This window comes from Salidesulfovibrio onnuriiensis (assembly GCF_008001235.1).
GTDB classification, from domain to species: Bacteria; Desulfobacterota; Desulfovibrionia; order Desulfovibrionales; family Desulfovibrionaceae; genus Pseudodesulfovibrio; species Pseudodesulfovibrio onnuriiensis.
The window spans coordinates 1,517,636-1,536,963 of sequence record NZ_CP040751.1; the positions used below are offsets into that span (position 1 = coordinate 1,517,636).

The following is a 19,328-nucleotide window of genomic DNA, read 5'->3' on the forward strand; positions in this document are numbered from 1 at the left end:
CGTATACGCCTGTAAACCAAGGGGGGAAGATGTTTTCCAGATTCGTACTCATATCATTCATAATCATGTTGCTTTCCGTCCCTGCCTTTGCGCAGGACGAGAAAAAGGAGGAGGGCAAGCAGGGCGGCCCGCCCCCGGCCATGGTCGTCACGGCCAAGGTCGGTTCCGGCGAAGTTGCCCCCGAGGTCTCCTATATCGGCACGGTCATGTTCCACGAGCTTTCCGATGTCGCCGCCGAAGTGGCGGGCAAGGTGGTCAGCCTGGAAGTGGACCACGGCCAGAAGGTTTCCCAGGGCGATCCCCTGGTGGTGCTTTCCTCGGACCTGCTGGACAAGACCATTGCCAACGCCCGCTCGCTCATGGAGCAGGCCAAGGCCGACTACGAGCTGGCGCACCTGGACGACGAGCGCATGACCAAGCTGTTCAAGACCCGTTCGGTCTCCGAGGGCGAGTTCGACAAGACCCGCCTGGGGGCCGCCGCGTCCGAACGCAAGTATCACGCCCTGCGGGCCACCCTGGACCGCCTCCAGCTGGAGCGGGCCAAGAAGACCATCCGCGCGCCCTATGACGGGGTGGTGCTGGAGCGCAAGGTCCACCGCGGCGAATGGGTCAGTCAGGGGGCCACGGTCATCACCATGGCCGGTTCCGGGGAAGTGGACGTGGAGGTCAATGTGCCCGCCGGTCCCGCCCAGGTGGTCAAGCCCGGCCTCAAGGTGGAGGTCCGCGTCGGTGCGGAAGTCATGAACGGCGAAGTCTATGCCGTGATTCCCAAGGGCGACGTGTCCACCCGCACCTTCCCGGTCAAGATCCGGGTGCTCGACCCGGTCAATCTGGCCGAAGGCATGGAGGCGCGCGTTTCCCTGCCCTCGGACGTGGCCAACAAGACTCTGGTCGTGCCCCGCGACGCGGTCATTTCCGCACGCGGCCAGACCGTTGTCTGGGCCGTGCTGGACGGCAAGGCCCTGCCCATGCCCGTGCAGGTGGTGGGCTATCGCGGCCTGGACGCCGGGGTGCTCTCCGACAAGCTGCAGGAAGGCATGGACATCGTCATCAAGGGCAACGAACGCCTGCGTCCCAACCAGGCCGTGGCACCCATGGCCGCCGAGAAGTAGGGGGAGCGCATGGACATCATAAGAACCGCAATAGAAAAGCCCGTCGCAGTGCTGGTGGGGGTCATCCTCGTGGTGCTCTTCGGGCTCATAGCCCTGTTCGGGCTGCCGTATCAGCTCACGCCCAACGTGACCCAGCCCGAGATCACGGTCTCCACCTCCTGGACCGGCGCCTCTCCCTACGAGATCGAGCGCGACGTGGTCGAGGAGCAGGAGGACGTGCTCAAGGGCATCCCGGGCCTCGTGGAGATGGAGAGCTCCTGCTACAACGGGTTCTCGGAAATCTCCCTGACCTTCAAGGTCGGGACCGATCTCGACGGCGCGTTGCTGCGCGTCTCCAACAAGCTGGACGAGGTCTCGGACTATCCCGACGATGTGGACAAGCCCGTGGTCGAGGCCGCAGGCGCGTCCACCTCGCCCATCATCTGGATGATTCTCAAGGCCAGGGAAGGCACGGACATCGACGCCCAGACCTACCGGACCTATTTCGAGAACGAGGTCAAGCAGCACCTGGAGCGCGTTGAAGGCGTTTCAGGCCTGTTCATCGGCGGCGGTGTGGAAAACGAGATGCACATCGTGGTGGATCCCCGCAAGCTGGCCGCCTACAACCTGACCATTCCCAAGCTCATCGACGTTCTTCAGAACGAGAACATCTCCATTTCCGCGGGCACCCTCGGCGTGGGGCGGCGCGATTACCGTATCCGCACCCCTGCCGACCTGGACACCCCGGAAAAGATCGAGAACGTGGTCATCTCCTCCTCGGGCCAGTTCCGCGTCCGCCTCAAGGACGTGGGCGAGGTCCGGATGGGGCACGAGAAGTTCGACGTGGCCATGCTGCACAACAACGAGCCCGGCATTGCCGTGGGCGTGAAGCCCGAGCCGGGCGCCAACGTGCTCGACGTCACGGACGCCGTGTTCGAGGCGGTCCAGCGCGTCAACCGCGACGTGCTCGCCGAGAACGGCGTCTTCCTGGACTGGGTCCATGACCAGCGTTCGTACATCAACGGCGCCATCGACCTGGTGCAGAAGAACATCATCATCGGCGGCCTGCTGGCCATCGTGGTGCTCTTCGTGTTCCTGCAGAGCATGAGCGCCACGGTCATCGTGGCCCTGGCCATCCCCATTTCCATCATCGGCTCTTTCGTTATCTTCGGGGCTGCCGGCCGGACGCTGAACGTCGTGTCCATGGCCGGGATCTCCTTTGCCGTGGGCATGCTGGTGGACAACGCCATCGTGGTGCTGGAGAACATCGACCGGCACCGGAGCATGGGCAAGCGTTCCTTCCAGGCGGCCTACGAAGGCACCAAGGAAGTCTGGGGCGCGGTGCTGGCCTCCACCCTGACCACCGTGGCCGTGTTCCTGCCCGTGGTCTTCATGGAGCAGGAGGCCGGGCAGCTGTTCAAGGACATCGCCATCGCGGTCACCTGCGCCATTGTCCTGTCCCTGTTCGTGTCCGTGCTGGTCATTCCCATGTTCGCGCGCTACCTGTACCGCTTCGCGGAAAAGCGCCACGGCGTTCCCCAGTTGGGCGAAGGCCCGCGCGAGCCCGTGGGCAAGAAGGTGGCGGGCAAGGTGCTGGAGCCCCTGACCCGGATCGGGGCCAAGTCCTCGGACTGGCTCATGGGCATGCTGCGCCTGTCCCTGCGCGACTGGAAAACCCAGGTCATCACCGTGGCGGGGCTCACCGTGGCCTCCATCCTCATGGTGCTGGTCTTCTTCCCCAAGATGGAATACCTGCCCCAGGGCAACCAGAACTTCCTGATCAACATCCTCATTCCGCCGCCGGGCCTGTCCTATGAAGAACGCTTCGACATCGGCAAGCACGTCTTCGAGGAAGTGGCTCCGTTCATGGGCAAGGAGGAGGTCAACGGCATACCGGGCGTGGAAAACATGTTCTACGTGTCCGCACCCACCATCAATCTCTTCGGCGCCAGCTCCACCCAGGAACAGCGCGCCGGTGAGCTGACCCCGGTGTTCAACCGCATCCTGAACACCATTCCGGGCATGTTCGGCGTTTCCATCCAGGCCTCCATCTTCGAGCAGGGCCTGGGCGAGGGACGCAACATCTCCGTGGACATCAGCGGCGCCAACCTGGAGCAGATCGTTGCCGCGGCCGGAACCATGTTCGGCATGGCCATGCAGCAGATTCCGGGTGCGCAGGTTCGCCCCGTGCCCTCGCTGGAGCTGCTGTATCCCGAGGTGCGCTTCGAACCCAAGCGCGACCGCGTGCGCGCGGCCGGGCTTTCGGCCCGCGACCTGGGCCAGTCCGTGGACGTGATCCTGGGCGGCCGGAAGATCGGGGACTACAAGGCCGAGGGCAAGAAGAAGATCGACATGGTGCTCAAGGCCTCGGATGAGGATATCACCACGCCCGAGGCCCTGTACTCGTCCCTGGTGGCCACCCCGCAGGGCTGGGCCGTACCGCTTTCCTCCCTGGTGGACATGGAGAGGACCTACGGCCTGAACCAGATCCGCCACCTGGAGCGCCGGCGCACCATCACCCTGCAGATCACGCCTCCCACGGACATGCCGCTGCAGCAGGCCATGGAGACCGTGGAGCAGAACATGATCCCGGCCGTGAAGCAGATGGGTCTGCTGGAGGGCCTGCAGGTGCGTATGTCCGGCGCGGCCGACAAGCTCACCGTGACCCGCGAGGCCCTGCAGTGGAACTTCCTGCTGGCCGTGATCATCACCTATCTGCTCATGGCCGCCCTGTTCGAGAACTTCCTGTACCCGCTGATCATCCTGTTCACCGTGCCCCTGGCCGGTGCGGGCGGGTTCCTGGGGCTGAAGCTGGAAAACTGGTTCATCGCCTACCAGCCCATGGACATCCTGACCATGCTCGGGTTCGTCATTCTCATCGGGGTCGTGGTCAACAACGCCATCCTCATCGTGCACCAGTCCCTGAACAACGTGCGTGAGGGCAGCATGGACTATCGCGAGGCCATCCTGGAGGCGACCCGCACCAGGCTGCGTCCCATCTACATGTCGGCCACCACGTCCGTCTTCGGCATGCTGCCGCTGGCCGTGGCACCCGGCCCCGGTTCCGAGCTGTATCGCGGCCTGGGCGCGGTGGTGCTCGGCGGGCTGGCCCTGTCCACGGTGTTCACCGTGTTCGTGATCCCGTCCCTGCTGATGTTCTTCATCAAGATGGAAACCATCGGCGGCAAGCAGAAAGAGGCGTAAATAAACCAACAGGAAAAGCCCCCGTACCTCATCAGGTGCGGGGGCTTTTGTTGAAAGGGGCTTAGTAGTATGGAAAGTAGCGATTGGATTAGTGTGATTGCTATTGTTGTTTCACTATTATCATTTGGCTTTGCTTGGTGGAAGTTTGCCAAAAATGCTCAAAGCGAAAAGGAAAGAGAATTGCTAAACTGTGCAATAGATGCCTTGGAGAAAGCCTATTTTGCACTTACGGGAGGAAGTTCAGAAAAACCTCCAAAGCCAGATCGATTGAACTGGCTTACAGCTGCTAGAAGAATTGAATTTTATAAAGAGATTAAGAAAAATATTAAATCAGAAACGTTTAAAACAATTTGTGAAGCTGAAGAAGAACATTGGCGTCATAAATTTAGTTTAATATTGGACAGTTTTAGTAATGAAGATAGGTCATATTATGAAGAAAAAAAACACGAAAAAGGGTCCATTGGGCTCTCGTTTAAGCATGCTGCTATTGATTCAACTTCAGCGATAGTTGTTCATCATTTTGAAAGTTGGCCAAAGGATAAAGAGTGCATATTGAAATCTGTTGATGTGGATAATTTGCTAAAAGAAACTAATTATTTTTCGGGCCGTATCGGACTGACAGAATATCTAAAAACAGTTCCACGCTTAAAAAAAGTTGTAGACAAATTTTTTTAGTAAGTGAGAGTGAAATCGAAAGCCCCCGCAACCGGAAGGTTGCGGGGGTTTTTTTTGTTTTCCATTTAATCCCTTTCCGCCCTCGTGGGATTGTCCAGGACCCTCCCCACCGCCTCTCTGATGGCCCCGCGTATCTCGAACTCCGAGGGTTCCTTCAGCAGCACGATGGTGCCGGGCTGGGTGTACCGGGCCGGAAGCAGGTTCAGGGACAGGGCATAGATGTCCTCCACGTCCAGCGGGTCGAAGATATAGTCGCCATAATCGTGCTCCAGCACCTCGCGGATGTTTTGCGCCACGCGCTCCTCGTTGCGGTTGTGGATCTTTGAAAGATCAACCCCGCAGCTTTCCAGCACCCGTGTCTTCATGCGGACCTCCTCCCTTGGCAAACGGTATTGTTGCCGCTTTCTAACAGGCAACCCGCCTTTTCCGCAATGGATCGGCCTCCCTTTTGTCGTCATGGAACATTAGATGCAAGACGCGCAGACAGGAAAAAAGTGCCCGTCGGCTTCACATATTTTTCGGAGGATTGCGTGCAATGACCTACATCAACAGCGCCTATGCCAACAGCGCCTACTACGGCACCTCGCTCAAGACCATGGGCGGGGAAGAGTCCTCGACGGATACCACGACCAAGGAAACCGACAAGACGTCGGAAAAGACGTCCGAGGAGAGTTCCTCCTCCAGCTCCGTCAAGCTCACCAGCGACATCCTGAAGTTGTTGCAAACCATTCCGGCCGCCCAGCAGGGCTATCTGTCCGCTTCCGACCTTCAGAAGCAGGCGGACAAGCTGGAGGATGAATTCGACGACCAGGTCTTGGCCGAGCTCAAGGAATTGGGCGTGGACACGGATACCAAGTTCCAGCTTGTGTACGATTCCGCCAAGGACGCGGTGGTCTGCTCCAACGGGCACCCGGACAAGGACAAGATCGAGGCCTATTTCAAGGCCAATCCCGAGCGCAAGGAACAGTTCAAGAGCCTGCTCTGCATGCGCAACCTGACCCAGACCGCTACGGCCAGCATGTCGCCGGACCTGTTCAAGCAGCAGATGACCTTGGCCAGCATGTCCGTCTGGTTCGGGGAAAACATGGAATCCAGCGAGTTCCTGGGAGCCCAGGGCATCATCTACGGCGCCCAGAGTTCCTACTACAAGTCCATAAACATGACCGTGTAGATCAGGGCTCGAGCACCATGAAATACTGGGGGGCTCCGCCGGTATAGGTGATGACCATGGCCGACTTCTGGGGGTCGCCCTGGGCGTCGAAGGAAATGTTGCCCGTGGCCCCCTGGAAGGAAACCCGTTTCAGGGCCTGCATCACCTTTTTCCTGTCAAGGCTGCCCGCGGCCTGCACCGCATGGGTGTAGGCCAGCAGGGCGTCGTGGGCCAGCGCCGCCGAATCCTGTTCGATGGTGCCGTAGCGCGCTTCAAAGCCCTTCAGGAAGCGCCGGGCGATGTCGTTGCCCGTGCTGCGGGAAAAGTGGCGGATTTCGTAGCAGTTTCTCAGGTTTCCGGTGTCCTTGGTGAACTCCGCCATTCTTTTGGACCAGCCGTCTCCACCGATGATGGGGCCGCCATAGCCCATGGCGCGGACCTGGTCGATGATCCGGGCCGCCTCCTTGGGGTAGCCGGGGATCATGAGCACGTCCATTCCGTGTTTTATGGCTTGCTTCAGCAGGGCGGTGAAATCCTTTTGTCCGGCCGAGTACTCGCCCGTGAAGACAACCTTTCCCTGATAGCCCTCCAACGATGTTTCGAAGGCGTCGGCCAGGCTCTGGCTGTAAAGTTCGTTTTTCTGGATCAGCACGGCTGCCTCGCGGGCGTGGAGCTGCCTGCCCGCGAAGTGCGCCAGGGCATGTCCCTGGAACGCGTCGGTGAAGCAGATGCGGAAGATGTAGTCGCCCACCCTGGTCACGCCGGGGGCCGTGGCAATGGGAGCGATCATGGGGATGCCCGCCTCCTGGAGTTCCCTGGCCAGGATTATGGCTTTGGAGCTGAGCAGGGGGCCTATGACGCAATCCACGTTTTGGGCTATGGCCTGCCTGACGGCCTGGGAGCTGCCTTCCGGCGTGCTCTGATTGTCTATTTCCACAAGCCGGACTTTTTGCCCGAGCAGCCCGCCGTCTTGGTTCAGGGCATCCACGGAGTAGCGCAGGGATTGGAAAAAGTTGGTTCCGAGGTAGGCCGTACGGCCGGTCAGGGGGCCGATGGCGGCAATAGTCGGCTGGCCCGCCAGGGCGGCGGAAAAGGAGAGGAGCAGGAAAAAAAGGGCCAGGCTTGTTTTTGAAAACACGCTTTTCTCCATGATTGAGGGTCCAACATTGCAGACTGTAACGCGTTTTTCTGCTTGCCGCGATGATAATCGCCTCAGGGTTCCATGACCATGAAGTAGACCGGTTGTCCGTCGCGGTAGGTGACGACCACGGCTGGTTTTTCCGGGTCGCCGGTTTTGTTGAACCGGATGTTTCCGGTCACGCCTTTGACGGAGACCTCGAACAGGGCGTTCTTGACCTTGGCCCGGTCAAAGCTCTCGGCCTTGCGCACTGCGGCCGCGTACAGCAGCACGGCGTCATAGGCGATGGCCCCCACATCGTGCTGCATGGGGCCATATCTTTCCTCGAACCGTGCCAGGAAGATGCGGGCCTTGTCCGAGGCGATGTTTCTCGCGAAATGCCGTATTTCGTAGCATTGATCCAGGAAGAGGGGGTCGCTGACCAGTCTGGGCACATTGGTGGACCATGCGTCCCCACCCAGGACGGGGATGCCCATACCCATGGTGCGGGCCTGGTTGATGATCAGCGCCGCCTCCCTGTCGTAGCCGGGAAGTATCAGTGCATCGGCCCTGGTCTGTCGGATTTTTTCGAGATCATCCCGGAAATCGTTTTGCCCGGCGGCGTAATATCCTTGGTAGACCACCGCGCCGTCCAGTTTCACAAAGGTTTCGGCAAAGGATGCCGCCAGGCTGGTGCTGTAGACCTCGTCCTTCTGGATCAGGACGGCGGCCTTTTTCGCCTTGATCTGGAGGGCCGCGAAGTGGGCCATGATGCGCCCCTGGAAGGCATTGGTGAAGTTGCTGCGGAAGATGTAGTCGCCCACCCGGGTGACTTCCTCGGCCGAGGCCCCGGGCGAGATCATGGGAATTCCCGCCTTCTGGAATATCCTGGCCGCCGCCAGGGCCCGCGAGCTGACCACCGGCCCGATGACGGCGTCGAACCGCTCTTGGGCGATCTGTTCTGCAGCCCGGACGTTTTCCCGGAGGTCGCTCTTGTTGTCGAATTCCACAAGGGTGATGCTCTGGCCGAGCAGTCCTCCGTTGCGGTTGATCTCGTCCACGGCCAGGTGCGCGGCATGGAAGATGTCCAGGCCGAGATAGGCGAGCGGGCCCGATTTGGGGGCGATGACCGCCAGCCGGTGCGGTGCGGCCACCGCAACGGTTGCGAACAGGAGAAAAAAAAGGGCTGTCAGGATTCGAATCGGCATGTCCGTCTCTTGTGCTTGTGATTCTTGTCTGCATCAATGCTAGCTCCATCCATATTCGGGAGCGATGATAATCATGCCGCGCAGCCAAAGCACTTGCGGGCCGCCGGGGCCTGTGGTAGCCGCTTGGCATGTTCAATTTCGATTTCGACATCGCCCACAAGATGCAGGAAATAAGCATCATTGCGGTTCCGTTGCTCCTGTCCCTGGTCTGCCACGAGGTGGCCCACGGGCTGGTGGCCCTGAAGCTTGGCGACCCCACGGCCAAGATGCAGGGACGGTTGACCCTCAATCCGATCAAGCACCTGGATCCCATCGGCACCATCGCCTTTTTCTTCGTGCACATCGGCTGGGCCAGACCCGTGCCCGTGGATTCCCGCTATTTCAAGGACTCGCGCAAGGGCATGTTCCTGGTGGCCCTGGCGGGCCCCGCCGCCAACTTCCTGTTGGCCGTGCTGTTCGCCGCGGGCTTTCATCTCATCCAGGGTTCCGAGATCAGCGACCCGGACGGGCTGGCCATGAAGATTCTTCTGCCCCTGCTGCTCATCTGCCAGGCCGGGGTGTTCGTGAATCTCATTCTCGGGGTTTTCAACCTCATCCCCCTTCCGCCGCTGGACGGCAGCAGCATTCTGGCGTATTTCCTTCCGCCGAGGCTGGCGTACAGTTACATGCGCCTGAGGCAGTACGGATTCTTCATCCTCATCGGCCTCGTCCTGCTCGGCAATCTCACGGGCTTCAGCATTCTCGGTGCTGTCCTGTTCCCGCCGGTCAGGTTCCTCGGCGGTCTGTTGAACGTGCCCATCTAAAACCAATAACCCGGAAAACCAGAAAATGAGCGAGAAAAAACGCATCCTTTCAGGCATGAGGCCCACCGGTCCCCTTCACCTTGGCCATTATTTCGGCGTCATCGCCAACTGGCTCAAGCTGCAGGACGAATACAACTGTTTCTTTTTCGTGGCCGACTGGCACGCCCTGACCAGCGAATATGCCGATCCCTGGAAGATCAAGGGCTTTGTGCCCGGACTGGTGCGTGACTGGGTTTCCTCGGGCATCGATCCCGAAAAGTGTGTCATCTTCCAGCAGTCGGTCATCAAGGAACACGCCGAGCTCAACCTGCTGCTGTCCATGGTGACCCCGCTTGGCTGGCTGGAGCGCAACCCCACCTACAAGGAACAGCGCGAGCAGCTGGCCGCCAAGGATATCAACACGATCGGCTTCCTGGGCTACCCCGTGCTGCAGGCCGCGGACATCCTCATGTACCTGCCCGAGGCCGTGCCCGTGGGCAAGGACCAGCTGCCGCATCTGGAGCTCAACCGCGAGATCGCGCGGCGCTTCAACCACCTGTACAACACGGACCTGCTGCCCGAACCCAAGGACCTGCTCACCGAGGACGCCAAGCTGCCCGGTCTGGACGGCCGCAAGATGTCCAAGAGCTACGGCAACTCCATCGGCCTGTCCGAGTCCCTGGAGGACATCATGCCCAAGGTTCGCGGCATGCTTACCGACCAGAACCGGCTGCGCAAGTCCGATCCGGGCGACCCCAAGGTCTGCAACCTGTTCCCGTACCACAAGCTCATGACCGATCCGGCAAAACTGCCCGAGATCGAGGCAGGCTGCCGCGACGCTTCCTGGGGCTGCGTGGACTGCAAGAAGGTGCTCATGGAATCCCTGGAACGGTTCCTGACCCCCATGCAGGAAAGGCGCGCCAAGCTGGACGACGATACGGTCCGCGACATTCTCGACGCGGGCAACAGGAAGGCCCGTGAATTCGCCCAGCGCACCATGGCGCAGGTTCGCGAAGTCATCGGCTTCGATTTCTAGCGTCCGGTTTTCACAAGAAGCGATTGGATAATATCGCGGGATTCGTGTAGGGTCCGGCGTATTGTAAAACATAAAGACCCAAGGAGAGCACATGGCTCCTGCGAACAAAGGCGACAAGGTTAGGGTTCACTACACCGGAACGTTCAAGGACAACGGCGAGGTCTTCGACTCCTCCCAGGGGGGCGATCCCCTGGAGTTCGTACTGGGCGAGGGCATGGTCATCGCCGGTTTCGAGCGCGCCGTGATCGGCCTGAATCCCGGCGACTCCAAGACCGTTGAAGTTTCGCCCGAGGAAGGCTACGGCAGCTACAACCCGGAGCTGGCCTTCAAGGTTCGCAAGGAACAGCTTCCCCCCAACGTGGAGCCCGAGCTGGACATGATGCTCGAGGTGCGCACCGAGGACGGGGGCGCGGCCTATGTGACCATCACCGAGATCTCGGACGAAGAGGTGACCCTGGACGGCAACCACCCGCTGGCGGACAAGACCCTCATGTTCGACGTGACCCTGGTGGAAGTCTGCTAGCCGGAAATGGAAACGACGACAGGCCCCGCTTTGGTCCGTAACGGACGAGGCGGGGCCTTTTTTGTAGGCGATCAGCCGATGGAGAGAGAATGAGCATTGCCAAACGGTGCGAGGAGATGACCTCGTTTCTGGTCATGGATGTCCTGGAGGAGGCCCAGCGCATGGAGCGCAAGGGCAGGCACGTCATTCACCTGGAAGTGGGCGAGCCCGACTTCGACACCCCCGAGTGCATCCGCCGGGCCTGCTGCGACGCCCTGGATGCGGGACATACCCATTACACCCACAGCCTGGGCCTGCGCGAACTGCGCGAGGCGGTCTGCCAGGATTACCGGCAACGCTACGGCGTGGAGATCGATCCGGGCCGCGTGGTCGTCACCCAGGGCACGTCCCCGGCCATGTTCATGCTTTTTTCCGTCATTCTCGAGGCGGGCGACAAGGTCATCACCTCCGATCCCTGCTATGCCTGCTACCACAACTTCATCCGGTTCCCCGGCGGGGTGCCCGTGCCGGTCCGCGTCACCGAGGAGGACGGCTTCCAGTACCGGCTCGCCGCCATCCGCGAGGCCATGGACGAGAAGGTCCGGGCCATCCTGATCAATTCGCCGGCCAACCCCACGGGTACGCTGCTTTCGGACGGGCGCATGGAGGGGATCGCCCGGCTGGCCGAGGAAACCGGCGCCTGGGTGGTCTCGGACGAGATCTACCACGGGCTGGTTTACGAAGGAAAGGAACGCTCCATCCTGGAATTCACGGACCGGGCCTTCGTGTTCAACGGGTTTTCCAAGCTCTACGCCATGACCGGCTGGCGGCTGGGATACCTGATCGCCCCGCCCGAGTTCATTCGCCCCCTGCAGAAGCTTTGCCAGAATTTCTTCATCTCTCCCAATTCCATGTCCCAGTGGGCCGGGGTTGCCGCCCTGAAACAGGCCGGGCCGGACGTGGCGCGCATGAAGCAGACCTATGACGAGCGGCGCAGGTACATGCTGGCGCGGCTCAAGGGCATGAGCTTCGACATCAGGCACGAACCCACGGGCGCGTTCTACGTCATCGTCAACATGCGCTCCCTGGCCGAGCGGTTCGGCGGCAGTTCCCTGAAACTGGCCTATGACATCCTGGAAAAGGCCGGGGTGGGGGTGACCCCGGGCATCGACTTCGGCCCCGGCGCGGAAGGCTATATCCGTTTTTCCTATGCCAACTCCCTGGAAAACATCCGAGAGGCCATGGACCGCCTGGAGCGCTATGTGAAGGAAAACGGCTGATCCCCGGAAACGAGAAAACGGAACATCACCCATTATTAGGGACGTTCCGTTTTCCGGATGAGGAGTGTGACGTGCTGTCTATGCTGTCGCGGCAGCCTTGTTCAAGGCCATGCGTACCTTGTCCTTGAGTTCGGTCAGGTCCACGGACTTGACCACGTAATAGTCCGCTGCAATGGATTTCAGGTCGTGCTGGAACGAGTCGTAGGCCGTGGACAGGATGACCGGGATGACCGGGTCCTTGGCGCGGATTTCCTGGAGCAGGTCGAGCCCGGAACGATTCACGCCGAGCTTGATGTCCAGGATGATGATGGTCGGGTTTTCCCGGGCGATGACTTCCAGGATGTCTTCTTCCCCGTCGGAGGTGGCCAGATCGTACCCGTCGGCCTCCAGCTCTTCCCGGTACAGCATGCGGATGTGCTTTTCATCATCGACGATCAGTATTTTCTGTTGACTCATAAGTCTCTCCTTGCGCGAGTTCAGGCTTAATACCCACACTACAGGATTTTTTCGATTTGGGTCAACACCAGTCTGTCCTTTTTGTACGATTCTAACTCGTTTTCGATCCGGGCCGGAATTCTTGGAAAAATTATGCGGTTTATCGGAGGGCGCGTCGGCTTGAATAATGGCGCTCACCGGTATACATTGCGCCCTCGCCCGCCGGGAGCCGAATAATCCTGCGGGAAAAGGAGAATTTATGATCAAAGTGAGACTCGAACCGGACGGCGTGGACCTGGAGTTCCACGGCCTGAAAACCGTTCTCGGGCTGCTGAACAAGCTCGGCCTGCGCCCCACCATGGCCCTGGTCATTCGCGAAGACCGCCTGCTGACCGCAGACATCCGCATCAAGCGCGGCGATGAAATCCTTGTGCGCAAGGTCACCAGCGCCGGGTAAAAGGAGAGTCCCATGAAATGTAAACGCTGCAAGCAGCCCGCGGTGGTGGCGCTTCCCAGCCACCATACGGCCTTTTGCGAAGAGTGCTTCTGCCTGTTCTTCACCCGGCAGGTGGAAACAGCCATCCGCCGCCAGAAGATGTTCACCTTTGACGAGCGTATCCTGGTGGCCCTTTCCGGGGGCAAGGACTCCCTGACGCTCATGCTCGTGCTGCACGAGCTGGGTTACGACGTCACGGGCCTGCATATCGATCTAGGCATCCACGAATCCTCGGTGCGCGCCCGGGCCAAGGTGGAGGGCTTCTGCAAGAAGCACGGCCTCAGGCTCCAGGTGCTGGAAATGGCGGCCGAGGGGTTGGCCATGCCCGAGGTCAAGGAGCACATCAACCGGCCCATCTGTTCGGTGTGCGGAAAGGTGAAACGGCATTATTTCAACAAGGTGGCGCGCGATGGCGGATTCGACGCCATGGCCACGGGCCACAACCTGGACGACGAGGTGGCCCGCCTGTTCGCCAATACCCTGCGCTGGGACTCGGGCTATCTTTCGGACCAGGGGCCGATTCTGCCCGCTGCCGAGGGCTTTGTCCGCAAGGTCAAGCCCCTGTACCGGCTGAGCGAGTTCGAGACCGCCAACTACGCCTTCCTGCGCGGCATCGAGATCCATTCCGATCCCTGCCCCTTTGCCTCGGGCGCCAGCTTCACCTCGCACAAGGAGCTCATGGGCGAGCTGGAATACCGCAGCCCGGGCAGCAAGCTCCAGTTCTACGACGGCTTCCTCAAGCGCGGGCGCGAGGCTTTCAAGATGCTGGAGCGGGAAGTGGGCGAGGAACTGCGCCCCTGCGTGGACTGCGGCTCCCCGACCTCGGTTGAGGTCTGCGGCGTTTGCAGGGTAAGAAGGGCGGTCATGGAGAAGAAAACAGCAGCCGCAAAATAGCCATGTCCAATCCGAAGATCAGTGTGACCATGCCGTGCTACAACTGTGAGGACACGGTGGGCCGCGCCCTGGATTCCCTGCTGGACCAGACTGTGGAGGATTTCGAGGTGGTGGCCGTGGACGACGGGTCCACCGACGGAACCGCCGGGGTCCTGCGGGACTATGCCCGGAGGGACGACCGCATCCGGCCAGTCCTTGCCGATCACGGCGGGGTGGTGGCCGCGGCCAATACGGCCATGGAGGCGGCAACCGGGGAGTACGTGGTGCGCATGGACGCGGACGACGAATCCCTGCCCGAACGCCTGGAGCATCAGGCCGCACTGATGGATGATGACTCCGCCTTGGGGCTGGTGGGCTGCCGGGTCCGCTTTGGCGGGTGCCGCAAGCGCTGCGCCGGATACGCCCATTACGTGGACTGGACCAACACCCTGCTGGACCACGAGGCCATCAGCCTGAACCGGTTCGTGGAATTTCCCGTGCCCAACCCGTCCATCATGTTCCGCCGCAGCATGCTGGAGGAACATGGCGGCTACCGCGACGGCGACTTCCCCGAGGACTACGAGCTGCTGCTGCGCTGGCTGGAGCGCGGGGTGCGCATGGCCAAGGCCGATGCCGAGCTGCTGGTCTGGAACGATCCTCCCACGCGGCTTTCCCGCAACCACCCCAAGTACGACGTGGACGCCTTCTACCGCATCAAGACCCGGTACCTGGCACGCTGGCTGGAGCGCAACAATCCGCATCACCCCGTGGTGCATATCCTGGGGGCCGGGCGCACCAGCCGCAAGCGCGCCGACCTGCTCAAGGGGTACGGCGTGGAGTTCGCGGCCTATTACGACCTGGACCCGCGCAAGATAGGCCACCGGGTGCACGGCATTCCGGTCCTGAGCCGGGACGAGGTCCCGGGGCCGGGCAGGGGATTCTGCCTTTCCTATGTGGCCACCCGGGGCGCGCGCCGAGACATTGCCGATTTTCTGGATGGGCGCGGGTGCGCCTTGGGCCGCGACTACCTGCCCGTGGCCTGATTTTCCGCTGGCCTTGCCGGGCATCCTGTGTCAGGTAAGGCGAATTCGAAACCCTGAACCGGACTGCCCATGCGTATTGCCGATCTTATCGTTTGCATCGCCGCAGGAGTGCTGATCGTCCTGCCGGTGCTGTTCCCGGAGCTGCTGCCCGGCTTCAAGGCCTGGACCACGGCTTGCCCGTTCCTGTCCGGATTCGTGAAGTTCGCGCTGTTGGCCACCTTCGGCGAATCTCTGGCTCTGCGCATTGCCACCGGAGCATATTTGCGCCCCGGTTTTGGAGTGCTGCCCCGCGCCCTGGCCTGGGGCGTGCTGGGCATGTCCGTGTCCCTGGCCTTCACCATTTTCGCGGCGGGCGCGCCTGCGCTGCTGGCCAGAATGGGATTCGCCCATCCGCAGCCCGTGCTGGTGGCTTTCACCGTGAGCCTGACCATGAACTGCATCTACGCGCCCGTGCTCATGCTGGCCCACAAGCTGAGCGACGCCCATGTGGAGCGCACCGGCGGGTCGCTTCCGGCCTATCTGACGACCATGCCCGACATTGCCGCGTATTTTGCGGCCATCGACTGGTCTATCATGTGGGGATTCGTGTTCCGCAAGACCATCCCCCTGTTCTGGGTCCCGGCCCATGTCGTCACCTTTCTGCTGCCGCCGTACCTGCGCGTCGGGTTCGCGGCCCTGCTCAGCGTGACCCTCGGGGTCATTCTGGCCCTGGCGGCCCACAAGGCGCGCAGCAGATAATTCCCCCTTGTTCCGGGGGTTTTGACACCATCTATCCGCTGCACTATAAGTGCGGCTCATAATCAATCTCTTTGGAGGGTCTTTCGTGTTTGTTACCAATATGGAATCCGTGCCCGGTATGAAAATCGTCAAGCACCATGGCATGGTCACGGGCAGCACCGTACGCGCCCGGAATATTTTCGTGGACATCTGGCAAATGATAAAGGGGCTTTTCGGCGGCGAGCTGAAGGGCTATTCCGCGCTGCTTTCCGACGTGCGCGAACAGTCCGTGGAGCGCATGGTCCTGCAGGCCGAGGAGGCCGGAGCCAATGCGGTCATCAACGTGCGTTTCGCCACCTCCACCATTTCCCTGGGCGCGGCCGAGATATACGCCTACGGCACGGCCGTGGAAGTGGCTGAGGAGAGCAAGTCCACCGGCACGGACAAGGCCCGGGAGATCATCGAGCAATCCGCCGCCAAGAGCGCTTCTCTCACCAAGGACGAGTTCTGGGAGGCCTAGATGGAGAACGGCGAATTCGGGCTCTTCTCTTTTTTCCTGGAAAACATCAATCTGCTCTTTCTCCTGCTGTTCCTGGTCTGCGGCCAGATCGGCGAGCGGCGGCATTACAGGTCCATCCTGCGCCGCGAGCGGGAGCTGGCGGACCTGCCCACCTCGACCCTGAAGACCGTGGAGTTTCCGGAAGGCAGGGTGCTTGAGACGCGCATGGTCTGCGGCCATGCGGTCCTGTGCGCGGACGGCTTCCGCAGGCTGCTGGCCTTTTTCCGCTGCCTGTTCGGCGGGCCGGTGCGTTCCTTCGAGGCCTTGCTGGACCGCGCCCGGCGCGAAGCCATGCTGCGCATGAAGGAACAGGCCAAAGGCGCGTCCATGGTTCTGGCGGTCCGTGTGGAAACCCCGTCCATCACCGGCATCGACAACACCTATCGCTGGTGGGGCGGCATCGAGGTGGTGGTCTACGGCACCGCCGTGACCCTCAGGGACTGACATGGGACTGCGCAACAGAGGATACAGCAACAATGTGAACATCTCCCCGGGATCGCCCATTCTCGATTTCATCAAGCTGGGCATCGGGGTGGTGGTCATTCTCGGCGGTTTGTACTTTCTGTTCGGGCTGGGCATCGATTTCATTGTTCCCCGCCTGGACACGGAAACCGAAGTGTGGCTTTCCGAGCGGCTGAAGACCGACGCCTTCGAACACGGCAAGCGGCTTCCCGAGGCCGAACGGGAGCTGCAGCGCATGGTCGACCGCATGTGCGAAGCCTGCGTGGACCTGCCCTATGACGTGCGGGTCCATGTGGTGGACAATGACATGGTCAATGCGTTCGCGTTCCCGGGCGGCAGGATCGTGGTCTTTTCCGGGCTGCTCAAGCAGATGAAATCCGAGAACGAGGTCGCCTTCGTGCTCGGGCATGAACTGGGCCACATGGCCCACCGCGACCATTTGCGGCGTTTCGGACGGCTCCTGTTCGTGGCCGGCCTGCAGACCATCCTGTCCGATCTCCTGAGCGTGGATATGGTCACCGAGGCCATGACCCTGACCGACAGGGCCTTTTCCCGGCAGCAGGAGCTTGCCGCCGACCGCGCGGGCATGGATATCCTGGCCTGCACCTACGGCCACGTGGGCGGCGCAGGGGCCTTTTTCGAAAGCATGGAGGAGGGCCGCCGCCTGCCTGCCTGGAAAAAGTACTACCTGACCCATCCCGAGGGCTACAGGCGCGTGGAGGCACTGGGAGCGTACGCCGAATCCCGGGGATACGGCTCGGGCGAGGTTCGGGTGCTTCCCGAGGCTTTTCGATAGGAGGGGACCATGACCGCCGGGACAAGGGATAGAAAACCGTGGGCCGCCGGGCTGCTTTCCCTGCTCATGCCCGGCCTGGGCCAGCTCTACAACGGCCAGGGCGGCAAAGGGTTCGGCCTCTTATTCCTGTCCTTTGCGCTGCTGCTCGTGGCCGTGCCGCTGTTCAAGTCCTTTGCGGGGCTGGTCACGGCCATGTCCCTTTTGCTGGTCTTTCTCGGCGTCGTGGTCTGGGACGCCGCCCGCCAGGCCCGCAGGCAGGGTGTTTCCCGCCTGAAGTGGTACAACCGCTGGTGGGTCTATGTCCTGCTGGTGGCGGTCAACGCCCTGGCCGGTTTGGGGGCGGACAGCTACCTGAGCGCCACCGTCTACGAATCCTTTTACGTTCCCTCCGAATCCATGGAGCCCACCCTGATGCCCGGCGACCGGTTCCTGGGCCGGGTGCTGCGCGGGGACGAGCGCCCGCAGACCGGAGACATCGTGGTCTTTCACCCTCCGGGAATGGACGGCGTCTATTACGTCAAGCGGTTGGTGGCGGGCCCCGGCGATGTGGTCGAGGTCCGCGAGGGCGTGGTGAGCATCAACGGCAGGCGGGTCAGGAGCGGCAAGGCCGTCTTCGACCACGTCAAGGGCGAGCCTGTCCGGGATCGGGCTCCCGGCCGCCTTGGCCGGGACGAATACTGGGTCATGGGGGACAACCGTGGAAAATCCTATGATTCTCGCTTTTTCGGGCCGGTATCGCGAGAGCGCATCGGCTACAAGGCCCTGTATGTCTTTTGGGCGTCTTCGGCGAAGAGCGGGAGCCGGTGGGACCGGTTCGGCCAGCGCCTGGATGGTGTGAATCGGTAGGTTACTGGGCAGCGCCCAAGGCTAGTCCCACAACTGGTCGGCCACCAGCAGGCCGTCCGCCAGGTTGATCTGCGCCGGGGTGACCTTTTCGATGCCCAGCTCCTCCATGAATCCGAGCACCAGTATCAGGTTGGCGATCTGCACATTGGCGTAGGCCCCGCCCACGGCCGCGTCGGTCATGCCCATGCGGCGTTCCAATGTTTCCCGGAGATCCTTGCGGGTGTAGTCGTCGCCCAGTTCCTTGCGCACCTGCCCCAGTATGCTGATGGCGTGCACCGGGCCGATGCCGATGACCCTGGTGTCGGGGTGCTTCAGGCTTGCCTTGATCGTGTCGGGCACGTGGGCCCGGGCATAGGACATGACATGGGCCAGTCCCTTGTCCACGTCGCTCATGCTCAGGGGATTGGGGGACTGGGTGCCGCTCAGGCTCTTGCCCTGGATCTTTTCGATGATGTAGTTCTTGAAGCCGACCGAGGCCAGAGTGCCGAGGTAGGTGTCGTACCCCCCGAAATCCTTTTCCACCACCATCTCCATGCTGGCGGCCCCGATATCCCAGACCACGAGTTTGCCGGGTTTGCTGTAGAAATGCTGCTGGGTCGCCAGGTAGCCGAGCATGGCCTGCTGTTCGTGGGTGATGACCGTTGCCGGGATGCCCAGCACGTCCTGCAGGCGCTGGAAGTATTCCATGCCGTTGCTGGCTTGGTGGAAGGCCTGGGTGCCCACGGCCGCGAATTCCGTTGCGCCCAGTTCCCTGGCCCGGGCCATGAGTTCCCGGAGGATGTTGGTGCTTTCCGCAGCCACGGCCTGGCTGATGCGGCGGCCGGGCGTGCGCGCGATGCTTTCCTTGAAATCGGCCTTGCGCGATGCCTGGTCCACCATGCGCACGATGCGGCGCGTTTCCGGGTTCACGTCCGCCACCTTGAACTTGATGGAGCCCGAGCCGATGTCGAATGCGGCGCGGCGCACGGTTTCCGGGCTGGTCAGCTTGTAGATGGCCAGGGTCACGAGGGCGATGGCCATGACCGAGAGGGCGATGCGGCATCTGTTTGTCATGAT

General features: G+C 61.5%; 21 protein-coding genes. 16 read left to right on the forward strand and 5 right to left on the reverse strand.

Features of this window, described 5'->3' with window-relative positions; genetic code table 11:
- The first annotated feature begins 65 nt into the window (after positions 1-65).
- The 3 genes from FGL65_RS06925 (at position 66) to FGL65_RS06935 (ending at position 4,970) form a co-directional block, all read left to right on the forward strand.
- On the forward strand, positions 66-1,112 hold the full coding sequence (locus tag FGL65_RS06925; RefSeq protein ID WP_250645593.1) for an efflux RND transporter periplasmic adaptor subunit: 1,047 nt from the start codon (positions 66-68) through the stop codon (positions 1,110-1,112).
- Between the two features lie 9 nt (positions 1,113-1,121).
- The gene (locus tag FGL65_RS06930; RefSeq protein WP_147820412.1) at positions 1,122-4,295 is read left to right on the forward strand and encodes an efflux RND transporter permease subunit; all 3,174 of its coding nucleotides are present in this window, start codon (positions 1,122-1,124) and stop codon (positions 4,293-4,295) included.
- Positions 4,296-4,364: 69 nt separating this feature from the next.
- Positions 4,365-4,970 carry a hypothetical protein gene (locus FGL65_RS06935; protein ID WP_147820414.1) on the forward strand — a complete coding sequence of 202 codons (606 nt, stop codon included), beginning with the start codon at positions 4,365-4,367 and terminating at the stop codon, positions 4,968-4,970.
- A 65-nt stretch (positions 4,971-5,035) separates the two neighbouring features.
- Here FGL65_RS06935 and FGL65_RS06940 read toward each other — a convergent pair whose 3' ends face one another.
- Positions 5,036-5,335, reverse strand: a complete 300-nt coding sequence (locus tag FGL65_RS06940) for a late competence development ComFB family protein (RefSeq protein ID WP_147820416.1) — start codon at positions 5,333-5,335, stop codon at positions 5,036-5,038.
- A 170-nt stretch (positions 5,336-5,505) separates the two neighbouring features.
- Between FGL65_RS06940 and FGL65_RS06945 the strand changes: the two genes are divergently transcribed.
- Positions 5,506-6,141, forward strand: a complete 636-nt coding sequence (locus FGL65_RS06945) for a hypothetical protein (RefSeq protein WP_147820418.1) — start codon at positions 5,506-5,508, stop codon at positions 6,139-6,141.
- Position 6,142: 1 nt separating this feature from the next.
- Here the strand turns inward: FGL65_RS06945 and FGL65_RS06950 are convergent, their stop codons facing one another.
- Entirely contained in the window at positions 6,143-7,258 is a 1,116-nt protein-coding gene (locus FGL65_RS06950) for an ABC transporter substrate-binding protein (protein WP_187170570.1), read from the reverse strand.
- Positions 7,259-7,332: 74 nt separating this feature from the next.
- A complete protein-coding gene (locus tag FGL65_RS06955; RefSeq protein ID WP_147820422.1) occupies positions 7,333-8,445 on the reverse strand; it encodes an ABC transporter substrate-binding protein in 1,113 nt (370 codons plus the stop codon).
- Positions 8,446-8,573: 128 nt separating this feature from the next.
- Between FGL65_RS06955 and FGL65_RS06960 the strand changes: the two genes are divergently transcribed.
- The 4 genes from FGL65_RS06960 to FGL65_RS06975 all read left to right on the forward strand — a co-directional run bounded on the left by FGL65_RS06960 (position 8,574) and on the right by FGL65_RS06975 (position 12,045).
- Positions 8,574-9,248: a site-2 protease family protein gene (locus FGL65_RS06960; RefSeq protein WP_147820424.1), complete on the forward strand. Its 675-nt coding sequence runs from the start codon at positions 8,574-8,576 to the stop codon at positions 9,246-9,248.
- A gap of 25 nt (positions 9,249-9,273) precedes the next feature.
- A complete protein-coding gene (gene trpS / locus FGL65_RS06965) occupies positions 9,274-10,263 on the forward strand; it encodes a tryptophan--tRNA ligase (protein WP_147820426.1) in 990 nt (329 codons plus the stop codon).
- 91 nt (positions 10,264-10,354) lie between these two features.
- On the forward strand, positions 10,355-10,786 hold the full coding sequence (locus tag FGL65_RS06970) for an FKBP-type peptidyl-prolyl cis-trans isomerase (RefSeq protein ID WP_147820428.1): 432 nt from the start codon (positions 10,355-10,357) through the stop codon (positions 10,784-10,786).
- Positions 10,787-10,875: 89 nt separating this feature from the next.
- Positions 10,876-12,045 (forward strand): pyridoxal phosphate-dependent aminotransferase, encoded by a 1,170-nt coding sequence (locus FGL65_RS06975; RefSeq protein ID WP_147820430.1) that lies wholly within the window; start codon positions 10,876-10,878, stop codon positions 12,043-12,045.
- 78 nt (positions 12,046-12,123) lie between these two features.
- On the opposite strand, the gene FGL65_RS06980 is transcribed toward FGL65_RS06975, so the two are convergent.
- Positions 12,124-12,501 carry a response regulator gene (locus FGL65_RS06980; RefSeq protein WP_147820432.1) on the reverse strand — a complete coding sequence of 126 codons (378 nt, stop codon included), beginning with the start codon at positions 12,499-12,501 and terminating at the stop codon, positions 12,124-12,126.
- Positions 12,502-12,739: 238 nt separating this feature from the next.
- Between FGL65_RS06980 and FGL65_RS06985 the strand changes: the two genes are divergently transcribed.
- From FGL65_RS06985 to lepB, 8 genes are all read left to right on the forward strand, one after another.
- Complete coding sequence (locus FGL65_RS06985) at positions 12,740-12,937, forward strand: hypothetical protein (protein WP_147820433.1); 198 nt, start codon at positions 12,740-12,742, stop codon at positions 12,935-12,937.
- A gap of 12 nt (positions 12,938-12,949) precedes the next feature.
- Positions 12,950-13,870, forward strand: a complete 921-nt coding sequence (locus FGL65_RS06990) for a TIGR00269 family protein (protein ID WP_147820435.1) — start codon at positions 12,950-12,952, stop codon at positions 13,868-13,870.
- Between the two features lie 2 nt (positions 13,871-13,872).
- Positions 13,873-14,892 (forward strand): glycosyltransferase family 2 protein, encoded by a 1,020-nt coding sequence (locus FGL65_RS06995; protein WP_147820437.1) that lies wholly within the window; start codon positions 13,873-13,875, stop codon positions 14,890-14,892.
- Between the two features lie 69 nt (positions 14,893-14,961).
- On the forward strand, positions 14,962-15,630 hold the full coding sequence (locus FGL65_RS07000; RefSeq protein ID WP_147820439.1) for a hypothetical protein: 669 nt from the start codon (positions 14,962-14,964) through the stop codon (positions 15,628-15,630).
- Between the two features lie 85 nt (positions 15,631-15,715).
- On the forward strand, positions 15,716-16,129 hold the full coding sequence (locus tag FGL65_RS07005; protein WP_147820441.1) for a YbjQ family protein: 414 nt from the start codon (positions 15,716-15,718) through the stop codon (positions 16,127-16,129).
- On the forward strand, positions 16,130-16,612 hold the full coding sequence (locus FGL65_RS07010) for a YbjQ family protein (RefSeq protein WP_147820443.1): 483 nt from the start codon (positions 16,130-16,132) through the stop codon (positions 16,610-16,612).
- A 1-nt stretch (position 16,613) separates the two neighbouring features.
- Positions 16,614-17,426 carry a M48 family metallopeptidase gene (locus FGL65_RS07015; protein ID WP_147820445.1) on the forward strand — a complete coding sequence of 271 codons (813 nt, stop codon included), beginning with the start codon at positions 16,614-16,616 and terminating at the stop codon, positions 17,424-17,426.
- Between the two features lie 9 nt (positions 17,427-17,435).
- Positions 17,436-18,272 carry a signal peptidase I gene (lepB, locus tag FGL65_RS07020; protein ID WP_147820447.1) on the forward strand — a complete coding sequence of 279 codons (837 nt, stop codon included), beginning with the start codon at positions 17,436-17,438 and terminating at the stop codon, positions 18,270-18,272.
- Between the two features lie 21 nt (positions 18,273-18,293).
- On the opposite strand, the gene FGL65_RS07025 is transcribed toward lepB, so the two are convergent.
- Positions 18,294-19,325: a Ppx/GppA phosphatase family protein gene (locus FGL65_RS07025; protein ID WP_147820449.1), complete on the reverse strand. Its 1,032-nt coding sequence runs from the start codon at positions 19,323-19,325 to the stop codon at positions 18,294-18,296.
- Positions 19,326-19,328: the final 3 nt, after the last annotated feature.